Raw genomic sequence first — 25,196 nt, 5'->3', positions numbered from 1 at the left:
CCTGGATTATCCAAGGGGAGTACTCCGACACGGTCGGGTCGTCATTACGGATGCGTCTGCATCCCGGCCCACCGGTCCCGCTCGGCGGGATGGGGAAGACTTTGGCGCTGTTCCGTCACGCCCGAGTCTGGAGTACCCGTTGGAAATCACCCCCTTGATCTGGGTCATCACGATCGCGGTCACCATCGCGTTCTTCGTGTACGAGTTCTTCGCGCACGTCCGCAAGCCGCACGAGCCGAGCATCGGCGAGTCCGCACGCTGGTCGATCTTCTACATCAGCCTCGCGCTGCTCTTCGGCGTGGGCATCGGCATGGTGTCCGGCTGGACGTACGGCGGCGAGTACTTCGCCGGCTACCTCACCGAGAAGGCGCTGTCGATCGACAACCTCTTCGTGTTCCTCATCGTGATGACGGGCTTCGCGGTGCCGAAGATCTATCAGCAGAAGGTGCTGATGATCGGCATCGTGATCGCGCTGATCCTCCGCGGCATCTTCATCGCGGTCGGCGCGACCCTCATCGAGAACTTCTCCTGGATCTTCTACGTCTTCGGCGCGCTGCTGCTCTTCCTCGCGTACCGCCAGGCCTTCAGCAGCCACGAGAGCAACCCTGCGAACGGTCGCTTCATGACCTTCGTCCGCCGCCACCTTCCCGTCAGCGAGGAGTACAACGGCGACAAGCTCACGGTCGTCCAGAAGGGCAAGCGCTACGTCACGCCGATGCTGCTGACGATCATCGCGATCGGTTTCATCGACCTCGTCTTCGCCGTCGACTCGATCCCCGCCATCTACGGCCTCACGGACGAGGCGTACATCGTGTTCACCGCGAACGCGTTCGCTCTGATGGGTCTGCGTCAGCTGTACTTCCTCATCGGCGGCCTGCTCGAGCGCCTGGTCTACCTGGCTCAGGGCCTCGCCGTCATCCTCGCGTTCATCGGTGTGAAGCTCGTGCTGCATGCCCTGCACGTCAACGAGGTGCCGTTTATCAACGGCGGCGAGCCGATGCTGTGGGCGCCCGAGATCCCGATCTGGTTCTCGCTGCTGTTCATCGCCGCGACCATCGCGGTCGCCACCGTCGCGAGCCTGATGAAGACGCGCCGGCACCACAACACCCTCTCTTCCCCGACCGATTCCACCCCCACCATCGACAAGGAGCACTCTTGAGCGCGCAGCGCTGTTCTGACTCTTCGGACTCTGACAGTACGAGCACCCGGTTCATCCCGGGTGCTTACCCCGCCACCGAGGAGGTCGCCCGCTGATGGGCGATCTGCTCTGGAACATCGCCCTCGTCCTGCTCTTCGTGCTGATCGGTGGTGTCTTCGCTGCGACGGAGATGGCGCTGGTCACGCTCCGTGAGAGCCAGCTCAACGCGATCGCCGCTCGTGGCCGTCGCGGGGCGAAGGTCGCCGCGTTGGCCCGCAACCCCAACACCTTCCTCTCGGCGGTGCAGATCGGCGTGACCGTGGCGGGCTTCGCGTCCGCCGCCTATGGGGCGACCTCGATCGCGCCGTCCGTCGCGCCGCTGCTGCAGGGCTGGGGCGTCGCACCTCCGCTCGCGATGACCCTCGCGACCATCGTGCTGACGCTCATCATCGCGTACCTGTCGCTCGTGCTCGGCGAGCTCGTGCCGAAGCGGCTCGCGATCCAGCGCAACGCGCAGTTCGCGTATGCCGTGGCGCCGGCGCTGAACGGCTTCGCGACCGTCATGCGTCCGGTGATCTGGCTGCTGTCGGTCTCGACGAACGCCCTCGTCCGCGTGCTCGGCGGCGACCCGCACAAGACGAGCGACGAGCTCACCGATGAGGAGGTGCGCGATATCGTGGCGACCCACCAGGGCCTCCCCGACGACGAGCGCCGCATCCTCGACGACGTGCTCTCGCTGCGTGGGCGCCAGGTGAGCGAGGTCATGCGCCCGCGACCGGAGGTCGTGGCGCTGGACGAGGCTGCCACGGTCGGGGCGGCGGTGGAGCAGGTGCGCGAGCTGCCCTACTCCCGGTACCCGGTGTCGCAGACGTCGATCGACGACATCACCGGCTTCGTGCACGTACGTGACCTCTTCGAGGCGGCGGCGGACGACCCGGAGCGCCCGCTGCAGGGGCTCGTCCGCGACATCCCCTACATCCCGTCCACGGCAGGCGTGCTGCCGACTCTGACCCGCATGCGGGCGGAGGGACACCACATCGCGGTCGTCGTGGACGAGTACGGTGGCACCGACGGTCTGGTCACGCTGGAGGACCTCGTGGAGGAGGTCGTCGGTGAGATCTTCGACGAGTACGACGCCGAGGTGTTCCTCTCCGCCGACGACGGGCTGGACGGGCGCCTCAACCTGCAGGACTTCGAGGAGGCGACGGGGCTCGCGATGCCGCGCGGTTCCTCCGACACCATCGCCGGATTCGTCACGGAGCAGCTCGGACGGCTTGCCGTGGTCGGCGACACCGTCGAGGTCCCGGGTGCGACGATCCAGGTGGTCGAGATCGATCGCCGCCGCATCGCACGGGTGCGGGTCTCGATGCAGACCGATCCGGCAGCGGGACGAGGCGCCGAGGACTGATGCACGACCGGGTGGCGGGGTGCGTCAGTCGCGCGCCCCGCTGCCCAGCTCGCGCAGTCCGTCGTGGAGGACCTCGGTGAGGAGCCGCGCGTAGCGGCCATCCGGATCGAGGTCGGGATCGAAAACGGTGATGCTGGCTCCGATCGCCCGCGGGGCGAGGGCGCGCAGGAGAGCGGTGAGCTCCGCCGCGTCGAGACCGCCGGGGTCAGGGCTGTCGACGGCGGGCATCACCGACGGGTCCAGCACATCGACGTCGAGTTGCAGCCAGTAGCGACCGCCCGCGGACGCCGCCGTCTCGGCGGCGACCGCATCCGCTCCTCGCGCCCGCACATCGGCCGCAGGTGTGACACGTGCGAGGAGGCTGCGGACCTCCGCCTGCTCCTCGTCATCATCACGGTGCCCGATGTGGGCCGTGCCAGCGGTAGAGAAGTACGGCGCGAGCCCCTCGATGTCGGCGATGGCCGGCCAGTGCGCGCCGACGGCGGCCGCCAGCGCTTCGCCCGCCACGCTCGCGCACTCGTCGCTGTTGCCCGGGTGGCGGAAGTCGGTGTGTCCGTCGATGTGCACCAGGCCGGCCCCGCCGCGGCGCTTCACCGCGATCCCGGCGGCGACGAGGATGCCGCAGTCGCCGCCGATCACGAGCGGCGCCCGACCATTATCGAGGGCCTCGCCGATACGTGACGCCAGCCGGCGGGAGTGGTCGACGAAAGCGGCCTCGTTGCGCACCCGGTCGGCGGGCCGGGTCGCGTCGTCGTCCACGTAGCGCCCGGCCAGCACGATGCCGCCGTCAGTCGCTCCCCGATCGGTGAAGCGCCGGAACAGCCCCGCTTCGCGGAACGCCTCGGGGGCCTTCGCGGAGCCGGGCACGCTGCCGGGCTCCGGTGGGCGCAGGCCGAGGTTGCTGGGGGCGGACAGCAGCGTGATCATGCGCTCATCCTGCCCCGGGCGTCCGACATCGCCGTCGATCAGCGGATGGCGTAGACGGCGCTGCCGACGATCACCGCGATGACGGTCGTCCAGCCGATGATCGCGACGGCCTGCCAGACGAGGATGCGTCCCTTGCCGATGCCGGACGCGGCCAGCATGGTGGCGGTGAAATGGGTCGGCAGCAGCAGCGGTCCCAGCAGGCTCACCCCGGGGACGCCGTAGCGCTCGAACGCGCGCTGGAACTTCTCCCGGCGGGCGGACCCGCGTCCGGTCTCCGCCGGGACGCCGTCGGCCTCCAGGCTCATCCCGCCGCCCACCGTCACCGGCTGCTTCGCCCGCGAGCGGTCCACGATGGCCCGACGGGCGCCCGCGCTGGCGAGCACCAGGATCGCGACGCAGAGGAAGTTGCCGACCATCGCCGCGACGGCCGCGACCACGGGCGGGATGCCGCCGAGGATGCCGATGCTCGCGGCGCCCTCGCCCTCGACGAACGGCACCGCACCGGCGAGGGCGACGATGAGCGGCTGGACGAGGTCGGGGACCTGGGCGACGAGGTTCTGGAAGGTCTCGATGAGGTTCATGGGGGAAGCTCCGGGTGTCGGTGCGGACGGTCTCTCCGTCGCGATGACCCCAGTCCAGTCGAAGCGGCCCCGGCGCGGCAGTGTCGCCGCGTCACCGCTCTCCATGCGGTTCGCACCGGATCCCGTGACATGTGTCACGCCTCTATCGTGGGGAGCGTGAGCAGTCCTTCCCCCGCCCTCTCCGATCCCGGCCCCGGTGCCCGCCAGCTCGCGCGGGGCATCACCGCCACCTGGTGGTACACGGTCGGCGGGGTGATCTTCATCGAGCTCATGCTGGTGGCCGCCTGGCTGGGCATCGCCGTGGCACTGGATCGCTCGGGCGTCGCGCTGCTCGTCGTGGGAGTCGGGGGCGTGCTCTGGGCGGCGTCGACCGTCCTGCTGCTGGCCGACTACCGCCATCGCGTCGAATCCGGCCCCGGGGTGGGCTGGGCTCGCCTGGCCGTGCCGACCCTCGTCGCCCTGATCTACGGCGGCGCGGCGGGGGCTCTCGTCGGCAGTTGGCAGCTCGCCGCGATGCCGGTGGTGCAGGTCTTCGTGCTGGTGAGCTGGCCCCGCGGGATCCGGGTGCGGGTGGCCGTGGCGGCGACGGTCGTGCTCGTCGCTCTCGCGCTGCTCGACTCGACCACGACCTTCGGCTCCGGCGTCCCGGTGTGGGTGCCGGTGCTCTACGGAGTCATGCTCCCCGGGATGACCGTGAGCTCGCTGTGGTGGTGGGACGTGCTCATGGCCCTCGATCGGGCGCGCGCGTCCGAGGCGCGACTGGCGGCGACGCAGGAGCGCCTGCGCGTGGCGACCGACGTGCATGACCTCCAGGGGCATCACCTCCAGGTGATCGCCCTGCAGCTCGAACTGGCCGAGCGCCTCCTCCCGACCGATCCGCAGGCGGGGATGGATCAGCTCCGTGCGGCCCGGGCGAGCGTGGACGACGCGCGGCAGGGCACCAGAGACCTCGCCACGCGGTTCCGCTCGGTGCCCCTCGGCGACGAGCTGGCGAACGCCCGAGACCTGCTCGTGGCGGCAGGGCTGACGGTGGATGCGCGGATCCACCCGGATGCGGACGCGGCGCCCGCGGCCGACCTCGGCCCCGTGATCCGGGAGACGACCACGAACGTCCTGCGGCACGGACGCGGTGGTCACGCGCGCCTGATCCTCGACCGGACGAGGGATGCCTGGCGGTACGAGGTCGCCAACGACGCGGACCCCGCGTCCGAGGACGGGGCGGGCGGCTCCGGGCTCGACGGCGTCCGCCGGCGGATCGGCGAGGCGGGCGGCACGTACGAGCAGCGGAGGGACGCCGACGAGTTCGTCGTGACGGTCACCGTGCCAGCGCAGGCGGAGATCGTCCGATGATCCGGGTGCTGCTCGCCGACGACGAGGGGATGATCCGCTCCGCGCTCGCCGCTCTGCTGCGCCTCGAGGATGACATCGACGTCGTCGCGGAGTGCGCGGACGGCGAGGAGGCCGTCGCCGCCGCCACCCGGCTCGAACCTGACGTGTGCCTGCTCGATCTGGAGATGCCGGGGCTCGACGGCGTGCAGGTCGCCGAGAGACTCAACCGCACGATCCCCACCCGCTGCATCGTCGTCACCCGGCACGCGCGTCCAGGGTGCTCCGGCGGGCGCTCGCCTCCGGCGTCTCGGGTTTCGTGCCCAAGTCGCGGGGCGCGGACGAGCTCGCCGCGATCATCCGCCGCGTCGCGGCCGGCGCCCGGTACGTCGATCCGGAGATCGCCGCGGATGCGCTGAGCGACGAGCGCTCGCCGCTCACGGACCGCGAACTGGACGTGCTCCGCGCCGGGCGCCGAGGGGAGACCACGGGACAGATCGCGCGGGCGCTGGCGCTGGCGCCGGGGACGGTGCGCAACCACATCTCCGTCATCCTCGGGAAGCTCTCGGTGAGCACCCGTCAGCAGGCCGTGCTCGTCGCCGAGGAGCGCGGCTGGATCTGACCGTCGTCACGCGTCCGTTTCGGTGGCCACGGCCTGCGAGAATGGAGGCGCCGAGTCCCGAGCCGAGGAGCACACGTGCCGTTCATCTCCACCCGCGGCGGCATGCAGCCGCAGTCGTTCAGCGAGACGCTGCTGGAGGGCCTGGCGCCCGACGGCGGTCTGGCCGTTCCCGATGTCATGCCGGAGGTCGACGGCGAGACGCTCGAGCGCTGGCGGGCGCTGACCTATCCGCAGCTCGCGACCGAGGTCCTCGGCCTCTTCGCGACCGACATCCCGCGAGAGGACCTCGCGCGGATGACGGCGGCGGCGTACGCGGACTTCCCGGACGGCGTGGTCCCGCTTCGTCGCGTGGACGACGACCTCACGCTGGTCGGCCTCTCCGAAGGCCCGACGCTGGCGTTCAAGGACATGGCCATGCAGTTCCTCGGGCAGGTGCTGGAGTACACGCTCGAGCGCCAGGGCGCAGTCCTCAACATCCTCGGCGCGACCTCGGGCGACACCGGCTCGGCTGCGGAGCACGCGCTGCGCGGCAAGGAGCGCGTCGCGGTGTTCATGCTCTCGCCGCAGGGCCGGATGAGCGCGTTCCAGCGGGCGCAGATGTTCTCGCTCGACGACGCGAACGTGCACAACATCGCGGTGGAGGGCGTCTTCGACGACTGCCAGAACCTCGTGAAGAAGCTCGCCGGCGACCTCGACTTCAAGCGCGCCCAGCACCTGGGGGCCGTGAACTCGATCAACCTCGCCCGCATCACCGCGCAGACCGTCTACTACTTCTGGGCATGGCTGCGCGCGACCGACGCCGGCGGCTGGACCGAGGTGTCGTTCACCGTCCCCTCGGGGAACTTCGGCAACATCCTCTCCGGGTTCTTCGCGAAGCAGATGGGACTGCCGATCCGGCGGCTCGTCCTGGCCGCGAACGAGAACAACGTGCTCGACGAGTTCTTCCGCACGGGGGTGTACCGCCCGCGTAGCGCCGCGCAGACACTGGCGACCTCGAGCCCGTCGATGGACATCTCGAAGGCGTCGAACCTCGAGCGGTTCATCTTCGAGCTCGTGGACCGCGACCCCGCGCGCGTCGTCGGCGCCTGGGACGACCTGGAGGCGCAGGGCTTCTTCGACTTCTCGGCCGAGCAGGCGCGCTTCACCGAGGAGTTCGGCATCGTGAGCGGCACCTCGACGCACGAGGACCGGCTCGCGACGATCCGGGACGTCTACGAGACCTCCGGCGAGGTGATCGACCCGCACACCGCCGACGGGGTGAAGGTCGCGCGGGAGTATGTGGAGCCCGGAGTGCCGATGCTCGTGCTGGAGACGGCCAAGCCGGAGAAGTTCGCCGAGACCATCCACGAGGCCATCGGGGTCGAGCTGGCGTACGCCCCCGAGCTCCGCGCCATGCTCGACGCCGCTCAGCACGTGACCGAGATGCCCGACGACGAGGACTCTCTCCGCGCCTTCATCGAGGCGAACGCTCTGCACTGATCCGCAAGACCCCGCTTTCGCGCCGAAACCCCCTGTCCCCGACGCCGGAGACAGGGGGTTTCGACGTGAAGCCGGGGTCTCGGCGAAAAGAGGAGGGGGTGGGCAGTATGCACAGGAGGAAGGCAGATCAGGGCGGAGTGCACATGTCGGGAAAGGTGGCGGCGTGAGTACCGTGGCGGACAACCCGTTCCCTCCTCCCGAAGGACTCCCATGGCACGCACGGCGCACGCAGACGACTTCGCGCTCTCCCGAGTGACTCCCGAGGCCCGCAAACCCTGGTTCGGAATCGCCGTTCAGCGATTCGGGCAGGTCTCGGCCCTCTCGCAGTTCCTCCTCGGCGCGACCCTCGGTTACAGCATGACCTTCGGCGAGGCCGTCCTCGCCTTCCTCTTCGGCTCGCTCATCCTCGAAGTGATCATGTGCGTCGTCGGCTTCATCGGCCAGCGCGAGGGTTTGAACACGGCGCTCCTCGCCCGCTGGACCGGCTTCGGCGAGATCGGCGCCTCGCTCGTCGGCCTCGCGATCGGCATCAGCCTCATCGGCTGGTTCGGCATCCAGTCCGCGATCTCCGCGCAGTCGCTCGACGCGCTGATGCCCGGCGCGCTGCCCGTCTGGGCCTGGAGCCTCATCTTCGGCCTCGCCGTCACCGCGATCGTCGCCTTCGGCTTCGTCGGCATGCAGTGGCTCGCCAACATCACGGTGCCGCTGTTCCTGATCCTCGTGGGCTGGTCCGTCATCTCCGAGCTCACCCGCCACGACATCGGCGAACTGCTCACCGGCCCGGCGCCCGGCCCGACCATGAGCGTCTGGGCGGGAACCGGCATCGTCGCCGGGGGCCTCATCGTCGGCGCCATCATCACCGGCGACATGACCCGGTTCAACCGCTCGCGGGCCGACGTCGTCAAGCAGACGGTGCTCGGCGTCTCCCTGGGCGAATTCGTGATCGGACTCGCGGGCGTCCTCCTCGCCCACGCGGCGGCGACCGGCGACATCGTCGCGATCGTGACCTCGTCCGTCGGCTTCATCGGTCTGTTCATCGTCCTCACCGGCACGCTGAAGATCAACGACTGGAACCTGTACTCCTCCACTCTCGGCCTGGTGAACTTCATCTCCACGGCCTTCGGCAAGAACCTCCACCGTGTCACCACTACGATCGTCCTCGGAGTGGTCGGCTCGGTGCTGGCCGCCGTCGGCATCCTCGGTCAGTTCACCGAGTTCCTCGTCGTGCTCAGCGTCGCGTTCCCGCCGATCGCCGGGATCATGGTCGCCGAGTACTACGTGGTGCGCCGCTGGCGTCCCGAGCTCGACGCGACCCGTGCCGCGGGGACCCTGCCCGCCACCGCCCCGAGGATCGTCCCGGCCACGATCGTCGTCTGGCTGGTCTCCTCGCTGGTCGGCTACTTCGTGACCTGGGGCATCCCGTCGCTGCTCAGCCTCTTCCTGTCGATGGTGCTCTACATCGTCGCCGGCAAGCTCGGCTGGGTGCGCGGCGTCGGCGTCGCGACCACCCGGCAGGCGAGCCCCGTCGACAGCACCCCCGCCGCGGTCTGAGCAGACGCGCCGGAAAAGAACCACCTCCACGAAAGCGAGCACCATGCACATCGGCATCGACGTCGGCGGTACCAACACCGACGCCGTCCTCATGGACGGCACCCGCACCCTGGCCGGGGTGAAGCACTCCACGACCCCGGACGTGACGAGCGGGATCGTCCAGGCCATCGAAGACCTCCGTGCGGGGCACGCCTTCGAGGGCGCCGACATCGATGCGGTGATGATCGGCACGACGCACTTCATCAACGCGCTCGTGCAGGCGAGCCGGCTCGCCCCGGTGGCGGCGCTCCGGCTCGGCCTGCCCGCGACGCGCGCACTGCCCCCGTTGATCGACTGGCCGGAGGTGCTCGTCGCCGCCACCCGGGCGCGCAGCTACCTGGCGCACGGCGGCTACGAGTTCGACGGCCGTCCGATCTCGCCGCTCGACCCCGATGAGATCCGCGCGCACGCCGAGGACATGAAGGCGCACGGCATCCGGTCCGTCGCCATCTCGTCGGTGTTCAGCCCGGTCAACCACGACCTCGAAGTGCAGGCGGCCGAGATCGTCGCCTCGGTGCTGGGGGAGGACGCCGCCATCTCGCTCTCGCACGAGATCGGCCGCATCGGGCTTCTGGAGCGCGAGAACGCGACGATCATCAACGCCGCCCTCCGGGAGCTCGCGTCGGAGATCGTCGACGGGTTGACCTCGGCGGTCCGCGCGCAGGGCATCGAGGCGCCGATCTTCCTCAGCCAGAACGACGGCACGCTGATGGACGAGGACTACGTGCGCCGGTACCCGGTCGCCACGTTCGCGTCCGGACCGACGAACTCGATGCGTGGAGCCGCGGCCACGAGCGGACTCGTCGACTGCGCCGTCATCGACGTGGGCGGCACCACCGCCGACATCGGCCTGCTCATCAACGGCTTCCCGCGGGAGACGGCGAACGAGGTGAAGGTCGCCGGCATCCGCACGAACTTCCGGATGCCGGACGTGCTCTCCCTCGGCATCGGTGGCGGCAGCATCGTCGACGAGGAGACCGCCGAGGTCGGCCCGGCCTCGGTCGGCTACACGCTGACGACGGAGGCGCTGGTCTTCGGCGGCTCGACCCTCACGGCCACCGACATCGCGGTCGCCGCCGGTCGCGCGCAGGTGGGAGACCCCGCCAAGGTCGCGCACCTGGACCCCGCTTTCGTGGAGCGGGTGCTCGCCCGGATCGCGGAGCGGGTGGCGGAGGCGGTGGACCGCATGCGCACGTCGCCCGAACCCATCGCGGTCGTGGCGGTCGGTGGCGGGTCCATCCTGCTGCCCGACGAGCTGCCCCTGTTCGGCACCGTGCATCGGCCGGAGAACTATGCGGTCGCCAACGCCATCGGCGCCTCGATCGCGCAGGTCGGTGGCGAGATCGACAAGGTCTACGCGATCGAGCCCGGCCGTCGCGATGAGACCATCGCCGAGGTGCGCGCGGAGGCCGTCGACAAGGCCATCGCGGCCGGTGCCAAGCCCGCGACCGTGACGATCATCGACTTCGACGAGGTCCCCATCCCGTATCTTCCCGGCAACGCCACGCGCATCCGCGTGAAGGCGGTCGGCGACCTCGACATGGGGGCCTGACATGAGCACGACGATCACCGCGGCCGACATCGACGGCCTCGCCCGCGGCGCGGCCGTGCTCGGCACCGGCGGGGGTGGCGACCCGTACATCGGCGCCCTCCTCGCCCGCCAGGCCCTCGCCTCCGGAGACGTCACGGTCGTGGCGCTCGACGAGGTGCCGGACGACGCCCTGGTGCTGTTCGTCGCGATGATGGGCGCGCCCACCGTCATGGTCGAGAAGCTGCCGAGCCTCGCGGAGGTCATCGAGCCGGTCAAGGCGCTCGGCATCCACCTCGGCCGCCCGGTCACGCACATCGCCTGTGCCGAGGTGGGCGGGGTGAACTCGACGATCCCGATCGCCGCCGCCGCCGCGCTCGGGCTTGCGCTCGTCGATGCGGACGGCATGGGGCGCGCGTTCCCCGAACTGCAGATGGTGCTCCCGACGCTCTACGGCGTGACGGCCTCGCCGCTCGCCTTCAGCGACGAGAAGGGGAACACGGGCGTGCTGCAGACCGCCGACAACTCCTGGACCGAGCGCATCGCCCGTGTCGCGTGCGTCGAGATGGGCTGCTCCGTCATGATCTCCGGCTTCTCGATGTCGGGTGCCGCCGCACGTCAGTCGCTGGTGGCGGGATCGCTGTCCCGGTGCATCGACATCGGTCAGCGGATCGCGGAGGCCCGCGAGGCGAAGACCGACCCGGTCGCCGCTGTCGTCGAGCTCCTCGGCGGTCGCGAGCTGTTCGGCGGCAAGGTGGCCGACGTGAACCGGGCCACGACCACCGGCTTCGCGCGCGGCAGGGCACGGATCGATGGAGACGGCGGCACCTCGCTGACGCTGCAGTTCCAGAACGAGCACCTCGTCGCCGAAGCGGACGGACGGGTGCTGGCGACCACTCCGGACCTCATCATGGTCCTCGACGGCGAGTCGGGGGAGCCCGTCACGACCGAGGGGCTGCGCTACGGACAGCGCGTCCGCGTGATCGCCGCTCCGGCCGACGACCGCTGGCACTCGGATGCGGCTCTCGCGATGGTCGGCCCGGGATATTTCGGCTACGACATCCCGGCGCATCGCTTCGACGGCACGGTCTCCGCCGGAGACGCCGCGGCAGGGGCCGCCGCATGAGCTGGGAGCTGACGGCGGCGGACCTGCCCGACCTCGCCCGCGGTGCGACGCTGCTCGGCACCGGCGGCGGGGGCGACCCCTACATCGGCAAGATGCTGGTGGAGCGGGTGCTCGGCGACGGGACCATCACGATCCTCGATCCGGACGACCTCGCCGATGACCTCTTCGTGATCCCGACCGCGCAGATGGGCGCGCCGACCGTGATGGTCGAGAAGATCCCCGCCGGCACCGAGCCCACCCTCGCGCTGCGCACCCTGGAGGACCACCTCGGACGTCGGGCCGATGCGACCATGCCCATCGAATGCGGCGGGATCAACTCGATGATCCCGCTCATCGTCGCCGCGGAGACCGGACTGCCGGTCGTCGACGCGGACGGCATGGGACGCGCCTTCCCCGAGCTGTCCATGGAGACCTTCGCGGTGTACGGCGTCCACGGCTCGCCGCTCGCCCTCGCCGGAGAGCGCGGGGAGCGGGTCGTCATCGACACCGGGGACGACGACCGCCAGATGGAGTGGCTCGCCCGGGGCATCACCATCCGGCTGGGTGGCGTCGGTCACATCGCCGAGTACGCCATGAGCGGCGCCGACGTGCGACGCACAGCGGTGCCGCGGACCATCTCGATGGCCCTCGCGCTGGGTCGGGCGATCCGCCTCGCCCGGGAGGAGCACCGCTCGCCGTTCGAGGCCATCGCCGCGACGCTGTCGACGACGCTCTACCCGCATATGCGCGAGCTCTGCGTCGGGAAGGTGATGGACGTCGAACGACGGACCACCGAGGGTTTCGCGAAGGGGCGGGCGGTCATCGCTCCGCTCGGTGCCGTGGAGGACGACACGTTCGAGATCGCGTTCCAGAACGAGAACCTCACCGCGCGGCGGGCTGGACGGCTCGTCGCGATCGTCCCCGATCTCATCTGCGTCGTCGACCACGAGACGGCCGAGCCCATCACCACGGAGGGCCTCCGCTACGGTCAGCGCGTCCGGGTGCTCGGCATCTCGACGCCGGCGATGATGCGCACCCCCGAGGCGCTGGCCGCCTTCGGGCCGTCGGCCTTCGGCCTGACCGAGGAGTTCGCTCCCGTCGAGGGGATGGCCGCGTCCTAGGCTGGATCCCATGAGGCTGGAGCGGGACGACCTGGAGGCGCTCGCCGGCGGGTACGCCCTGCTCGGCTCCGGCGGCGGCGGTTCCACGACGATGCTCGAACTCATCCTCGACACCACCGCGGGATGGCCCCTCGAGGTCGCGCCCGTGGATGCGCTCGATCCCGGCACGCCCTGTCTCGGCGTGGCCTTCGTCGGGTCGACGATGCTGCTCGGCGAGCGGATGCCCGGCGCCGCGCCCTTCGCCCCGCTGCTGCGGGCGGTGGAGCGGTGGCTCGGGCATCCCGTCCCGGCCGTGTGCTCCCTCGAGGGCGGCGGCATGAACGGCCTCGCGCCGCTCACCCTGGCCGGATCGCACACCGTGGTGGACGCCGACTGCACGGGGCGTGCGGTGCCGGGACTCGATCAGATGTCCCTGTTCGTCGACCGCGTGCCGGGACTGGTCTTCGCGTGCGAGACCGGCGCCGACGGGGTGGCGCTGGTGGAGGCGACGAGGGCCATCGATGCGGAGCGTGTCGTCCGTTCGGCCATCATCCAGGCCGGAGGCGTCGGCTGCGCTGTGCTCGCCGGCTTCACCGTCGGCGACCTGCGGGAGCACGCCATCGCCGACCACCTCGCCCGCGCGCTCGCCCTCGGTCGCAGCTTCCTGGCGCACCGGTCGGCGCCGCTGCCGGTCCTGGCCGACGTGCTCGGCGGGACGCTGCTCGCCGAGGGTCGCATCGTGGCCGGTGCGTCCTCCGGCACCGATCCGCACGTGAACGCGGTCGAGATCGCCGGACTCGGCGGAGCGGTGCATCGGATCGTCACCCGTTCCGAGACGCTGGCGGTGCTCACCGACGGCCTGCTCGTCGCCGCGGCCCCCGAGATCATCGTGCTCCTGGATGCCGTGTCCCGGGAAATCCTCGAGGTCACCGAACTCGCCCCCGGGCGCACGGTGGCGGCCGTCGCCCTTCCCGCGCCGGAGTGGTGGAACGCCCGCCCTGAGCGGCGGGCCCGGGTCGTGCCTTCCGCCTACGGGCTCGTCGATCTGGACGCCGCGTGAACGGCGCGCTCGCCCTGGGGGCCCTTCTGGCGCAGGAGGAGAACGGCGTCCTCCGCCATGTCGCCGGCCCGCGCGACGTCGGGTGGGACGCGGTCGTGGTGGAGGCTGCGGAGTCCGACCTGCCGGACGAAGGGACCGCCCGGCTCGCCATCCTCACGGCGGGGGCACCGCTCGCCACCTGGCAGCAGGACGCGATGCTGCGCCGGGTCCGTGACCGCGGGTTCACCGGACTCGCGCTCCCCGGCGCCGCCGGTGTCGATCCCGGGGCGCTCCGCCTCGCGGACCGGATCGGTCTCGCCCTGCTCGACGTGGAGAGACCGGTGCAGCTCGCCCGCGCCTGTTGGATGCTCATCGAGGTGAGAGACGCCCTCACGCTCACACGGGTGCGCAAGGTCGCGCAGTCCTTCGAATACGCGGCCGACGACCTCGGCGACCTGCTCGGACACCTCGCGGCGAACCTCGGGCTCGGCGTCGCCCTCGTCGACGCCGCGGGAGTGCTGCGTCAGGCCGGAGGACATCTGGGTGCCGACCTGCACGCGGCGATCCGCTTCGACTCGTGGAGCGATGGCGCCAGGGCGGGGGAGGGCGCGGCCGCCTCGGTGCGCGTGGACAGCCCCGGCCGGTCCGGTCTGCGCCTGGTCCTGTTCGGCGACGGCTTCGGAGAGGCGCAGCTGCAGTCGCTCCTGGTGGCCGCGGAGGTCGCAATGCCCGCGGTGGCCGCCCGCATCCTCATCGACGAGATCGCGGCCGTCAACGACGTCGCCGCGTCGTCCGGGCTGCTGCGGGACTTCGTCGAGCTCCGCGGAGCCGCCGATGCCGATGTCGAACGGCGCATGGCGGAGCGGGGGTGGCGCACCGGTGGGCATCACCTCGGGTTCCGCATGGTGGCGCGCAGCCGGGTGGAGCCGCTCGCGCTCCTTCGTGCGATCAGGCCGGGGCTCAGCGCGATCGACGCCGAGGCGCACGCGACCACCGCGGGTCGAGGCCTCAGCGGTTGGCTCTCCTTCGCCGAAGCCCCCGGTCCCGACCGCATCGAGCGGGCCGTGGCGGCGCTGCGCGACCTCCACCTCGCGGCCCTGCGCGACTTCGCGGTGGCGACCGGGGTGGGCTCGGCGCAGACCGGGCCGGAAGGACTGGCGGCGACCCTCGACGAGGCCGGCGATGCCGCACGGATCGCCGCGGCCCGGTCGGCGACCGGATGGTTCGTCCGCGTCGACAGCCTCGGGCTCGAACAGCTCCTGCTCGCCTGGACCGGGAACGACACCTTCGTTCCGGCCGCGCAGTCGCTGCTGGCACCCCTGGGGGAGGGGAACGGCGAGTTGCTCACGACGCTGTCGGCGTACCTCGACCATGAGTCAGGCATCGCGGCCACGGCGGCCGCTCTCGGGCTGCATCGCAACACGGTCGCCGTGCGGATCCGGCGGGTGCAGGAGCTCCTCGGGATCGACATGAGCGACCCCGAGGCGCGGCTGGCGTTGCACCTCGCGTGTCGCGCCGTGCTGCCGCGCTGAGCCCGGCGGTCACTCCGGGTCGCCGTGCAGCATCCAGGCGATCCCGAAGCGGTCGACGAGCATGCCGAACGTCCCACCCCACGGCGGCACGTCGAGCGGCATCGTGATCGTGGCGCCCTCGGAGAGCCGGTCCCACACCTGTCGGGTGACCTCCTGTGTATTGCCGCTCAGCGAGACGGAGATGCCCTGCGGTCTCTCGTAGGTCATGCCCTCCGGAGTATCCGAGGCCATGAGCACGAGACCGTCGGGGGTCGTGAGCTGCGCATGCATCACGAGATCCTTCTGGCTCGGATCCTGCACCATGTCGGGGAAGTCGCCGAAGACCGTGATGTCGAGGTCTCCGCCGAGGACTCCCCGGTAGAACTCCATGGCCTCGCGGGCCTCGGTGCGGAAGGACAGGTAGGGATTGAGGTTCGCCATGCGTGCTGCTCCTGGTCGCTCGACTGCTGGAAAGACCCCCGCCCCTCCTCAGTCTGCGCGCGCCGGCACCGCTTCGGCAAGCCATTCCGCGAACGTCTGCGTCCCGCGAATCGCGTCTGGTCCCGGCAGCGCCTTCCCCGCGCGCATCCCCGCCATCTGCGGACCTGGCACGTTCAGCGCCGGGATCCAGCCGCGGTACCCGATGCGTCGCGCGTACGCCCGCACCATGTCGGCGAGCTGCTCTTCGCGGGGGCCGGCGAGGTCGGGCACTCGGCCCAGCGCGTTCCCGGTCGCGAGCGCGACGAGCTGTTCCGCGACCTCGCGGGCCGCCACCGGCTGCGTGCGCGCACGCGGGGCGAGATGCAGCGGACCCGCCTTCGCGCGCGCGAACATCTGCGCGGCGAACTCGTGGAACTGCGTGGCTCGGAGGATCGTCGAGGGGACGGCGGACGCGGAGACCAGCTTCTCCTGGGCCACCTTGCCCGCGTAGTAGTCGTAGGGGATCCGGTCGATGCCGACGATGGAGAGCAGGACGACGTGTCCCACGCCGGCGTCCGCGGCGGCGGCGAGGAGGTTCCCGGTGGCGGCCGTGAAGAACTCGATCGCCGTGCTCGCCTTCAGCGTCTCGACGCTCACGACGTCGATCACGGCGTCGGCTCCGGTCAGCGCCGCCTCCAGCCCGCGCCCGCTGACCAGGTCGACGCCGTGCGAACGACTGAGCACGACGGCCTCATGACCCGCGCTCCGGACGGCCTCCACCGTGGGCGTGCCGACGACGCCGGTTCCTCCTGCGACGACGATCCTCATGCGTCGATCCTCACTCCCGATCCAGTCCGAAGGTGCGCTTCACGAGCGCCTGCACATCACGATCGAGTCCGTCGATACGGGCGTTGACGCCGTCGATGCGGGTGCCGACCGCGTCGAACCGGGTGTTGACCGCATCGAAGCGCGCGGTCATCTCGTTGCGCAGGCCGCCGAGCTGACCGTTCATCTCGTTGCGCAGGCCGCCGATCTCGCTGCGCAGGACGCGGATGAACAGCGTCGAGACGACCGTGAGCATGCCCATCATCAGCGCCGTGAAAGCGCCGATCATGGTCCAGACCTGTGCACCGTCCATGGTTTCCATCCCCTCATCGTGGCACCGGACCCTTCAGCCTGCCAGCATCCTGGCGGACGCCACGCTGGGCGACCCGCGCTCTGTGGAGACACCAGGAATCGCGCGGATTGGGGAGGAAGGGCCGGGCGAGGATCCTTCTCACCCGGCCCTCGGTCAGTCGCCCTTCACGTTGACGAGCTGCCGCAGCGTGTGCCGGATCCGCACCAGGCTCGCCGCATCCGCCATCACGCGATCGATGGGCTTGTACGCCTGCGGGATCTCGTCGATGAAGGCGTCGGTGTCGCGGAACTCGATGCCGGCCATCGCCTCGCGCAGCTGCGCATGCGTGAACGTCTTCCGGGCCGCGGACCGCGAGTACTCGCGCCCGGCGCCGTGCGGTGACGAGTTCAGCGACAGCGGGTCGCCGAGCCCTTCCACCACGTAGGACGCCGTGCCCATCGACCCGGGGATGAGTCCGGGCCGACCCGCATCCGCCTGGATCGCGCCCTTCCGGGACACCCAGACGCGCTTCCCGAAGTGCATCTCCGACTCCGTGAAGTTGTGGTGGCAGTTGATCCGCTCCTCCTCCTCGACCGGGGTGCCGAGGAACTCGGAGAGCTGCCGGATGACGCGGTCCATCATCTCCTCGCGGTTCAGCAGCGCGAAGTGCTGCGCCCACCTGAGCTCCCGGATGTAGCGGGTGAACTCCGGCGTGCCCTCGACGAGGTAGGCCAGGTCGGGGTCGGGGAGGTCGATCCACCATTGCTTCGCCAGACGCTGTGCGACGGCGATGTGGTGCCCGGCGATCCTGTTGCCCACGCCGCGGGAACCGGAATGCAGGAACAGCCAGACCCGGTCGAGTTCATCCGCCGACACCTCGATGAAGTGGTTTCCCGACCCGAGGGTGCCGAGCTGGAGCCGCCAGTTCTTCGCGTAGCCCTCGGGGTCGAACTCGGCCGCGGTGGCCCGCTCCTCCAGCTCGACCACGCGAGGAGCGGCCGTCCCCACGACCTTGTTGTTGTAGCGCCCGGCGGACAGCGGGACCGCGCGCTCGATCTGCTCCCGGAGCGCGGCGAGGTCGCGCCCGTCGAGGTCGTCCTTCGTGAACGGCGTGCGGACGGCGATCATGCCGCAGCCGATGTCGACGCCGACGGCGGCGGGGATGATCGCGCCGAGCGTCGGGATGACCGACCCGACGGTCGCCCCCTTGCCGAGGTGCGCATCCGGCATCAGCGCCAGGTGCGGGTGGATGAACGGCATGCGTGAGGTGGTGCGCGCCTGATCGAGGGTCTTCTCATCGATCAGGGACGCCCACGACAGCAGCCGTGCGGAGAGCCTCTCCATGATTCCTTTCCTTGTGGTGATGTCCAGCCCACAGGTCAGGGGAGTCTTCCGACGGAAAACGCCCCGGACCTGACGGTGCGGGGCGTTGCGAGAGCGGATGCTGTCACACGGCGCGCGCCGGAGGGTACGACTCGTCGCGGTCATTGCGCTTCTGCGGAAGCGGCAATGCCGTGATCGGGTGGAGATTCCGCGGGGCGGTCATCCGTCGTCTCCTCGGCTGGTGTGCGGCGCCGGTCGGCACAGCCTTGCCACCCTAGGCGGCGACACGCCCGGGCGTCAAGCGTCCCTCGGCGGGTTGTACATGAACTCGAGCCGGATGCCGTCGGCGTCCTCGACGAAGGAGGCGTAGTACCGCTCGCTGTACCGCGGATATTCCTTCGGGTCCCGCACGGCGGTCCAGCCGGATTCGAGCGCGAGATCGTGGAGCCTGTCGACCTCGGCGCGCGACGGCACCGCGAAAGCCATGTGCTGCCAGCCCACGCGGCCGTGCCGGTGGGGCGTGGAGTCGTCGTCCCAGGTGTAGAGGATGATCTCGGTCTCGTCGCCGGTGTGCCAGGAGATCGAGTGATCGTCCTCGCCGCCGAGTTCGTAGCCGAGCGCGGTGAGCACGGGATGGAACTGCGCCCGTCCGCGTTCGAGGTCGGCGACGGTGATGCCCAGGTGATCGAGGAGAGCCATGCGCCCAGTCTGTCAGCGCATCGACCCGGTGTCAGTGGGGAGCGTGGTATTCGGCCTCGCCGCGCTTCCAGTAGCCCTTCACGACGGCGTTCGCGTTGTCCACGCCCCAGCGTGCCAGCAGGGCCCGACCGGGCTTCACGATGGACTGCTCGGCGGCGATGAAGACGAACGGGTCGGGTCCGACGACCTCGTCCTCGGTGAGCGCGTCGAGGAAGGAGATCAGCGCAGAGCCGGCGGGAGCGGCGCCGCGGTGCAGCCACTCGACAGCCACCGGAGCTTCGAGAGCGACCTCGCCGGCTGCCGACGTGGTCTCGATGACGATGCGTGCCGGCGTGCCGTCGGGGATGAGGGCGGCGAAACGGCGGATCGCGGGGATGGCCGTCTCGTCACCGACGAGGAGCCACGATCCCGGCTCTCCGGTGAGGACGGCGGCGCCGCGCGGCCCGCCGACGCCGATGGTCGACCCCAGCGGGGCGTTCGCGGCCCACGGTGCGGCCACGCCCTGATCGCCGTGCACGGCGAACTCGACATCGAGCCAGTCGTCACCCCACGCGAGGGGCGTGTACTCGCGGCTCGGGGCGGCGCGCAGCTCCTCCACCGAGCCCACGGGGCCGCTCGGGAAGAAGAGCCGCATGTGGTCGTCTGAGCCCGGGGAGTCGAAGCCGGCGAGGTCGGGGCCGGACAGCCGGACGCGCACGAAATCCGGAGCGAGCCATTCGCGGGCGCTCAGCGTGACGTTGCGGAAGCGCAGCTCGAGGCCGCGACGCTCGATCGAGAAACCGGATTTCGTATCGCTCATAAAGTAAGGCTAACCTAAAAACCGACGCGGTCGGCTCGCCCGCCCGTCGGACCGGCGCCCCACGAGGGTGCACACATCCCCGCAGAACAGGAGTCTCTCCATGTCCGTGCCCAGAACCCTCACCGCCACGAGCGTCGCTCTCGTCGGCCTGCTCGCCCTCTCCGGCTGCGCGTCCGGCGGCGAAGCCGAACCCGAAGCGACGACCGCGGGATCGGGGACCGTGACCATCGAGGACAACACCGGCACGCATGAGATCACCACGCCGCCGACCTCGGTCGTCGCTCTGGACAACCGGACCTTCCAGACCCTGTCCGACTGGGGTGTCGAGCTCTCCGCCGGTGCGGTCTCCCTGATGCCGGAGACCGTCTCGTACGCGAAGGACGAGGACATCGTCGACATCGGCCTGCATACCGAGCCCGACCTCGAGGCCATCGTCGCCGCCGACCCCGACCTCATCATCAGCGGTCAGCGCTTCACTCAGCACAACGAGGCCATCGCGGAGCTGGTCCCGGACGCGACGATCATCGACCTGGAGCCCCGAGACGGCGAGCCCTTCGATGAGGAGCTCAAGCGGCAGACGACCGTCCTGGGCGAGATCTTCGGCACGCAGGACGAGGCCCAGAAGCTCGTCGAGGAGTTCGACGCCGCGGTGGACCGCGCGAAGGCGGCCTACGACGACGCCGACACCGTCATGGCCGTGAACACCTCGGGTGGCCAGATCGGCTACCTCGCTCCGACGGTCGGCCGCTCGCTCGGCCCGATCTACGACATGCTCGGCCTCACTCCGGCGCTGCAGGTCGACGATGCGAGCGACGACCACCAGGGCGACGAGATCTCGGTCGAGGCCATCGCCGCCTCGAACCCCGACTGGATCCTGGTGCTCGACCGCGACGCCGTGTTCGCCGCGGAGACGCCGGACTACGTGCAGGCGGCGGAGATCATCGAGAACTCCGAAGCGCTCGCCGGCGTCACCGCGGTGAAGGACGATCAGATCGTCTACATGCCCACGGACACCTACCTCAACGAGAGCATCCAGACGTACACGACGTTCCTCAACGACCTCGCCGACGCGCTCGAGAAGAGCGCCGACAAGTAAGGGCTGGGCGGCGGCGTCCCGACCGGGGCGCCGCCGCCGGCATCCCCCCATGACCTCTCCTCTCCTCACCTCGACACCGCGATCGTCCGCACGGCTTTTCGATCCGAAGCTGCTCATCGGCGTCCTCGTCGTGGCGGCGCTTCTGGTGATCTCGCTCTTCACCGGTGTGTACGACATCGCCGGCGCGGACGACGGCGCGCAGATGTTCCAGATCACCCGCGTCCCCCGGACGATCGCGCTCGTGCTCGCGGGCGCGGCGATGGCGATGGCCGGTCTCGTGATGCAGCTGCTCACGCAGAACCGCTTCGTCGAGCCGACCACCACCGGGACCACGGAGTGGGCGGGACTCGGGCTCCTCACCGTGATGGTGCTCGTGCCGCAGCCCTCCCTTCCGCTGCGCATGGCCGGGGCCGTGCTCGCCGCGTTCGTCGGCACGATGGTGTTCTTCGCGTTCCTCCGCCGGGTGGCGTTGAAGTCGTCGCTCATCGTGCCCATCGTCGGCATCATGCTGGGCGCGGTGGTCGGCGCGATCACGACCTACTTCGCCCTCGTCACGAACTCCCTGCAGATCATCGGTGTCTGGTTCGCGGGCAGCTTCACCTCGGTCATGCGCGGACAGTACGAGATGCTGTGGATCGTCGCCATCATCGGCGTCATCGTCTTCCTCGTGGCCGACCGACTGACCATCGCCGGGCTGGGGGAGGAGATCGCCACCAACGTCGGGGTGAACTACAACCGGATGATCCTGCTCGGCACCGCGCTGATCGCGGTGACGACCGGTGTGGTCACCGTCGTCGTCGGCAACCTTCCCTTCCTGGGGCTGATCGTTCCGAACATCGTCTCGATGGTCCGTGGCGACGACCTGCGCAGCAACCTGCCGTGGGTGTGCCTGCTCGGCATCGCGATCGTCACCGTCTGCGACATCATCGGCCGGACGATCATCATGCCGTTCGAGGTGCCGGTGTCGCTGATCCTCGGTGTCGTCGGCGCCGTCGTGTTCGTGCTCCTCCTCCTGCGGCAGCGTCGTCGTGGCTGAGGCGACGATGACGGCGACGACGGCCTCGCGGACGACGCGCTCGGCCGGGGCGTTCACGACCGTGCGGGCGCGTCGCCGCTACATCGTCGTGCTCGTGGTGCTCGGCGTGCTCGCCCTCGGTTCCGCGTTCGGTCTCCTCGCCTGGGACAACCCGCTGCCCGTCGGCACGCCCGGGTTCTGGCGCATCGCCCAGCACCGCGCGACCGCCGTGGTCGTGATGGCGCTCGTCGCCGTCGCCCAGGCCGTCGCCACGGTCAGCTTCCAGACGGTCACGAACAACCGGATCATCACTCCCTCGATCATGGGCTTCGAGTCGCTGTACCGTGTCGTCCAGACCACGACCGTGTACCTCTTCGGCGTCGCCGGGCTGGTGGCGATCCAGGGCGTCGGCCAGTTCGCCCTCCAGGTGCTCATCATGGTCGCGCTCGCCGTCCTCCTCTACGGGTGGCTCCTGTCCGGGCGCTACGGCAACCTCCAGATCATGCTGCTCGTGGGCATCGTGATCGGGGGCGGCCTCGGGGCGATCGCCACGTTCATGCAGCGGCTGCTCACCCCCAGCGAGTTCGATGTGCTCGCCGCCCGGCTGTTCGGCAACGTCTCCAACGCCGATCCCTCGTATCTCCCGCTCGCGATCCCGCTCGTGATCGCGGCCTCGACCCTCCTGTGGCTGCGGTCCCGGCGTCTGAACGTGCTCGCGCTCGGCCCCGATGCCGCACGATCGCTCGGCCTCGACCACCGGCGGGAGCAGTTCCTCGTCCTGACCCTCGTCGCCGTGCTGATGGCCACCTCCACAGCCCTCGTGGGTCCGATGACCTTCCTCGGCTTCCTCGTGGCGACGCTCGCGTACCAGTTCGCCGACACGCACGACCATCGGCTGATCTTCCCGGTCGCCGTCCTCACCGCGTTCTCGATCCTGGCGGGGGCGTACTTCGTCATGAAGAACGTCTTCTACGCGCAGGGCATGGTCTCGATCCTCATCGAGATCGTGGGCGGCACCGTGTTCCTCATCGTCATCCTCCGAAAGGGCAGACTGTGATCGCACTCGACGGCGTCCGCCGTGACTACAGCAGCGAGGTCGCGATCGGCCCCGTCGACCTCCGCATCCCCACCGGCGGGATCACCGCCCTCATCGGGCCGAACGGTGCGGGCAAGTCGACGCTCCTGACCATGATCGGCCGGCTGAACGGGATGGACGCCGGGGCCATCGAGATCGCGGGCCTCGACGTCGCCTCCACGAAGTCGAAGGACCTGGCCAAGGTGGTCTCGATCCTCCGCCAGGAGAACCACTTCGTGACCAGGCTCACCGTGCGGCAGCTCGTGGGTTTCGGCCGCTTCCCGCACTCCCAGGGCCGGTTGACGAGAGCCGACGAGGAGGTCATCAGCCAGGCGATCGACTTCCTCGATCTGGGGGCGCTCGAGGGGCGCTACCTCGACGAGCTCTCCGGCGGGCAGCGGCAGCGGGCTTACGTGGCCATGGTGCTCGCGCAGGACACGGAGTTCGTGCTGCTCGACGAGCCCCTCAACAACCTCGACATGCGGCACGCCGTGCAGATGATGAAGCACCTGCGGCGCGCGGCGGAGGAGCTCGGGCGGACGATCGTCATCGTGTTGCACGACATCAACTTCGCCGGACACTACGCCGACCACATCTGCGCCATGAAGGACGGTCGGGTGGTGGAGTTCGGCCCGCCGGCGGCGATCATGACGGACGACGTGCTGAGCCGCGTGTTCGACACCCCCGTGCAGGTCGTGGACGGACCCTCGGGCCCCCTCGCCGTCTATTACTGACGCGGGCCGGCGATCCGAGGGGCCCGGAGGTCGTCGTTCTCCACGATCACCGCGGCGTGCCGCTCCGGGTCGTCCTCTCGCAGGTACATCCGCTGACCCTCGACGTAGCGTCGGTCGCTCGCCGCCTCCGGGGCCACCGTGGGGTGCCGCGGCGCGAGGAGTTCGGCGATCTCGTCGGCGAACACCGTCTTCCCCGAGCCGTCCACGCCGTCGATGCCGACGAACACGTTGCGGCGGAGATCCTCCGGCCGCGGAATCACCGACACCACGGCCGTGAGCACGGCCCGACGGCCGGCGCTGGACTGCCGCTCCATGGCGTCAGAGCTCGACGCCGTTGTCCTCGTCGTTCACGCCCGCGTTGTGACCGCGGCGGGACTCGTAGCCGAGGAACCAGCCGAACCACACGATCGCGGCGAGCAGCACGCCCAGCCACACGTTCTGGAAGATGAGGCCGAGGACGACACCGGCGATCAGCAGGCCGACCGTGACGAAGATGCGCAGGGCGGTACGGGACATGCGCTCAGCATACGTCGGCCGCTCCGGGAACGGGCCGGTCAGCGTCGGCGGTGGTCTTCCGGGGCGAGCCGGGGTCCGCGCCGCGCCTCGGCGACGCCGCTCGCGAAGATGAGCCGGATGACGCGCTGCCGGTGACCGGCCCAGGGAGCGAGCAGCTCGACCATGCCGGCGTCATCCGTGCGGTGCCCCGTCAGGGCATGTCCGACCTCGTGCGCCAGATGGTAGTCGCCCACGCTGACGGCATCGGGGTCGCCCAGCGCGCGGATGCGCGTCTCCGCAGCGGTCCAGACGCCGACCCCGGGCAGGCTCGTGAGGACGCGGTCACGGTCAGGGCCGGTCGTGGCCGCTCGGACGGCATCGGCGATGCGGTCGCCGCGCTCCGCCGCCCGCACGATGGTCTTCGACTGCGGCGGCTCCACTCCGGCGCGGTGCCACGCCCAGGACGGGATGCGTCGCCACTGCGCCGCCGTGGGAGCGACGGCCATCGGTCGCGGCGTCGGCCCCGGCGCCGGGTCGCCGAAGCGCGACACGAGGTATCGCCAGGCGCCGAAGGCCTGCATGGAGGTGACCTTCTGCTCCAGGATGCCGCAGGCGAGGGCATCGAAGACCTCATCCGTGCGTGCGAGCCGGATGCCGGGGTGTCGTCGGGCCGCCTCGGCGATGAGGGGGTGCAGGGAGGGATCGAAGCCGGTCGGGTCGTCGCCGGCACCGCACAGTGCCGGCACGAGGGCGAGTGCGTGCTCGGCGCCCGGACCCCAGGCGGTCGCCGTGACCTCGTTCCCCGACATCCGCAGGGCCAACGTCGACGGACCCTGTGGCGTGCGGACCGCGCGCCAGATGACGGGGCCGTCGAAGACCGTCGTCGGATCGGTGCCGCCGCGGCGCAGCATGCCGACGGTACGCCGGAGATCGAGCGGGTGCGGCGGGCGGTACGTCGTCTCCCGCGGAGCATCCGCGCGGACGGCGCCCGCCGTCGCGGGGGCGGCGGCGAGGGTCATGCGCCCACCCTACGCGCGGCTCCTGACACCGGCCTCCGGGTCGAGCAGGA

General features: G+C 70.4%; 25 protein-coding genes and 1 pseudogene. 15 read left to right on the top strand and 11 right to left on the bottom strand.

Annotated features, from left to right (window positions below; genetic code table 11):
• Positions 1 to 139: 139 nt before the first annotated feature.
• Both M4D53_RS08700 and M4D53_RS08695 read left to right on the top strand, forming a co-directional pair.
• Positions 140 to 1,159 (top strand): TerC family protein, encoded by a 1,020-nt coding sequence (locus M4D53_RS08700; RefSeq protein ID WP_187663274.1) that lies wholly within the window; start codon positions 140 to 142, stop codon positions 1,157 to 1,159.
• Between the two features lie 94 nt (positions 1,160 to 1,253).
• Complete coding sequence (locus M4D53_RS08695) at positions 1,254 to 2,546, top strand: hemolysin family protein (protein WP_259953481.1); 1,293 nt, start codon at positions 1,254 to 1,256, stop codon at positions 2,544 to 2,546.
• A gap of 24 nt (positions 2,547 to 2,570) precedes the next feature.
• On the opposite strand, the gene M4D53_RS08690 is transcribed toward M4D53_RS08695, so the two are convergent.
• Positions 2,571 to 3,473, bottom strand: coding sequence for an arginase family protein (locus M4D53_RS08690; RefSeq protein WP_259953478.1), 903 nt, complete (start codon positions 3,471 to 3,473; stop codon positions 2,571 to 2,573).
• 38 nt (positions 3,474 to 3,511) lie between these two features.
• Positions 3,512 to 4,054: a small multidrug efflux protein gene (locus M4D53_RS08685; RefSeq protein WP_259953476.1), complete on the bottom strand. Its 543-nt coding sequence runs from the start codon at positions 4,052 to 4,054 to the stop codon at positions 3,512 to 3,514.
• Positions 4,055 to 4,210: 156 nt separating this feature from the next.
• On the opposite strand from M4D53_RS08685, the gene M4D53_RS08680 reads away from it, so the two are divergent.
• From M4D53_RS08680 to M4D53_RS08640, 9 genes and pseudogenes are all read left to right on the top strand, one after another.
• Positions 4,211 to 5,404 carry a sensor histidine kinase gene (locus tag M4D53_RS08680; protein WP_259953474.1) on the top strand — a complete coding sequence of 398 codons (1,194 nt, stop codon included), beginning with the start codon at positions 4,211 to 4,213 and terminating at the stop codon, positions 5,402 to 5,404.
• Positions 5,401 to 6,002: pseudogene (locus tag M4D53_RS08675) on the top strand (response regulator). Before M4D53_RS08680 ends, M4D53_RS08675 begins: the two are co-directional and overlap by 4 nt.
• Positions 6,003 to 6,077: 75 nt before the next feature.
• Positions 6,078 to 7,481: a threonine synthase gene (thrC, locus tag M4D53_RS08670; RefSeq protein WP_187663280.1), complete on the top strand. Its 1,404-nt coding sequence runs from the start codon at positions 6,078 to 6,080 to the stop codon at positions 7,479 to 7,481.
• 210 nt (positions 7,482 to 7,691) lie between these two features.
• Positions 7,692 to 9,032 carry a purine-cytosine permease family protein gene (locus M4D53_RS08665; RefSeq protein ID WP_259953473.1) on the top strand — a complete coding sequence of 447 codons (1,341 nt, stop codon included), beginning with the start codon at positions 7,692 to 7,694 and terminating at the stop codon, positions 9,030 to 9,032.
• Between the two features lie 43 nt (positions 9,033 to 9,075).
• Positions 9,076 to 10,623 (top strand): hydantoinase/oxoprolinase N-terminal domain-containing protein, encoded by a 1,548-nt coding sequence (locus M4D53_RS08660; protein ID WP_259953472.1) that lies wholly within the window; start codon positions 9,076 to 9,078, stop codon positions 10,621 to 10,623.
• A 1-nt stretch (position 10,624) separates the two neighbouring features.
• Entirely contained in the window at positions 10,625 to 11,725 is a 1,101-nt protein-coding gene (locus M4D53_RS08655) for an S-methyl thiohydantoin desulfurase family protein (protein WP_259953470.1), read from the top strand.
• Positions 11,722 to 12,825 carry an S-methyl thiohydantoin desulfurase family protein gene (locus M4D53_RS08650; protein WP_259953469.1) on the top strand — a complete coding sequence of 368 codons (1,104 nt, stop codon included), beginning with the start codon at positions 11,722 to 11,724 and terminating at the stop codon, positions 12,823 to 12,825. The genes M4D53_RS08655 and M4D53_RS08650 overlap by 4 nt, the downstream gene beginning before the upstream one ends.
• Positions 12,826 to 12,835: 10 nt before the next feature.
• Positions 12,836 to 13,864 (top strand): S-methyl thiohydantoin desulfurase domain-containing protein, encoded by a 1,029-nt coding sequence (locus tag M4D53_RS08645; RefSeq protein WP_259953468.1) that lies wholly within the window; start codon positions 12,836 to 12,838, stop codon positions 13,862 to 13,864.
• Positions 13,861 to 15,375: a helix-turn-helix domain-containing protein gene (locus tag M4D53_RS08640; protein ID WP_259953467.1), complete on the top strand. Its 1,515-nt coding sequence runs from the start codon at positions 13,861 to 13,863 to the stop codon at positions 15,373 to 15,375. The genes M4D53_RS08645 and M4D53_RS08640 overlap by 4 nt, the downstream gene beginning before the upstream one ends.
• Before the next feature lie 9 nt (positions 15,376 to 15,384).
• Here the strand turns inward: M4D53_RS08640 and M4D53_RS08635 are convergent, their stop codons facing one another.
• The 6 genes from M4D53_RS08635 to M4D53_RS08610 form a co-directional block, all read right to left on the bottom strand.
• On the bottom strand, positions 15,385 to 15,795 hold the full coding sequence (locus M4D53_RS08635) for a VOC family protein (protein WP_187663287.1): 411 nt from the start codon (positions 15,793 to 15,795) through the stop codon (positions 15,385 to 15,387).
• Positions 15,796 to 15,843: 48 nt separating this feature from the next.
• Positions 15,844 to 16,602, bottom strand: coding sequence for an SDR family oxidoreductase (locus tag M4D53_RS08630; RefSeq protein ID WP_259953466.1), 759 nt, complete (start codon positions 16,600 to 16,602; stop codon positions 15,844 to 15,846).
• A 10-nt stretch (positions 16,603 to 16,612) separates the two neighbouring features.
• Positions 16,613 to 16,921, bottom strand: coding sequence for a hypothetical protein (locus M4D53_RS08625; protein ID WP_187663289.1), 309 nt, complete (start codon positions 16,919 to 16,921; stop codon positions 16,613 to 16,615).
• Between the two features lie 144 nt (positions 16,922 to 17,065).
• Positions 17,066 to 18,235 carry an RtcB family protein gene (locus M4D53_RS08620; RefSeq protein ID WP_187663290.1) on the bottom strand — a complete coding sequence of 390 codons (1,170 nt, stop codon included), beginning with the start codon at positions 18,233 to 18,235 and terminating at the stop codon, positions 17,066 to 17,068.
• A 276-nt stretch (positions 18,236 to 18,511) separates the two neighbouring features.
• Positions 18,512 to 18,913 carry a VOC family protein gene (locus M4D53_RS08615; protein WP_259953464.1) on the bottom strand — a complete coding sequence of 134 codons (402 nt, stop codon included), beginning with the start codon at positions 18,911 to 18,913 and terminating at the stop codon, positions 18,512 to 18,514.
• Positions 18,914 to 18,944: 31 nt separating this feature from the next.
• Complete coding sequence (locus tag M4D53_RS08610) at positions 18,945 to 19,712, bottom strand: siderophore-interacting protein (protein WP_259953463.1); 768 nt, start codon at positions 19,710 to 19,712, stop codon at positions 18,945 to 18,947.
• A 100-nt stretch (positions 19,713 to 19,812) separates the two neighbouring features.
• Between M4D53_RS08610 and M4D53_RS08605 the strand changes: the two genes are divergently transcribed.
• Genes M4D53_RS08605 through M4D53_RS08590 form a run of 4 tightly spaced genes read left to right on the top strand, consistent with a single transcriptional unit; the run spans position 19,813 to position 23,632 of the window.
• Positions 19,813 to 20,808, top strand: coding sequence for a siderophore ABC transporter substrate-binding protein (locus M4D53_RS08605; protein ID WP_259953461.1), 996 nt, complete (start codon positions 19,813 to 19,815; stop codon positions 20,806 to 20,808).
• 49 nt (positions 20,809 to 20,857) lie between these two features.
• Positions 20,858 to 21,844, top strand: a complete 987-nt coding sequence (locus M4D53_RS08600) for an ABC transporter permease (RefSeq protein ID WP_259953459.1) — start codon at positions 20,858 to 20,860, stop codon at positions 21,842 to 21,844.
• 7 nt (positions 21,845 to 21,851) lie between these two features.
• Positions 21,852 to 22,880, top strand: coding sequence for an iron chelate uptake ABC transporter family permease subunit (locus M4D53_RS08595; RefSeq protein ID WP_259953534.1), 1,029 nt, complete (start codon positions 21,852 to 21,854; stop codon positions 22,878 to 22,880).
• Positions 22,877 to 23,632: an iron ABC transporter ATP-binding protein gene (locus M4D53_RS08590; protein WP_187663295.1), complete on the top strand. Its 756-nt coding sequence runs from the start codon at positions 22,877 to 22,879 to the stop codon at positions 23,630 to 23,632. Before M4D53_RS08595 ends, M4D53_RS08590 begins: the two co-directional genes overlap by 4 nt.
• On the opposite strand, the gene M4D53_RS08585 is transcribed toward M4D53_RS08590, so the two are convergent.
• Genes M4D53_RS08585 through M4D53_RS08575 form a run of 3 tightly spaced genes read right to left on the bottom strand, consistent with a single transcriptional unit; the run spans position 23,626 to position 25,146 of the window.
• Complete coding sequence (locus M4D53_RS08585) at positions 23,626 to 23,946, bottom strand: nucleoside/nucleotide kinase family protein (RefSeq protein WP_187663296.1); 321 nt, start codon at positions 23,944 to 23,946, stop codon at positions 23,626 to 23,628. The genes M4D53_RS08590 and M4D53_RS08585 overlap by 7 nt on opposite strands.
• A gap of 4 nt (positions 23,947 to 23,950) precedes the next feature.
• Positions 23,951 to 24,148, bottom strand: a complete 198-nt coding sequence (locus tag M4D53_RS08580) for a hypothetical protein (RefSeq protein ID WP_259953455.1) — start codon at positions 24,146 to 24,148, stop codon at positions 23,951 to 23,953.
• A 38-nt stretch (positions 24,149 to 24,186) separates the two neighbouring features.
• On the bottom strand, positions 24,187 to 25,146 hold the full coding sequence (locus M4D53_RS08575) for a DNA-3-methyladenine glycosylase family protein (protein ID WP_259953453.1): 960 nt from the start codon (positions 25,144 to 25,146) through the stop codon (positions 24,187 to 24,189).
• Positions 25,147 to 25,196: the final 50 nt, after the last annotated feature.

The sequence above is a fragment of the Microbacterium meiriae genome (assembly GCF_025143875.1).
GTDB classification, from domain to species: Bacteria; Actinomycetota; Actinomycetes; order Actinomycetales; family Microbacteriaceae; genus Microbacterium; species Microbacterium meiriae.
Note: the sequence above shows the minus strand (reverse complement) of the source record. Positions and strands in the feature narration are given on the sequence as shown.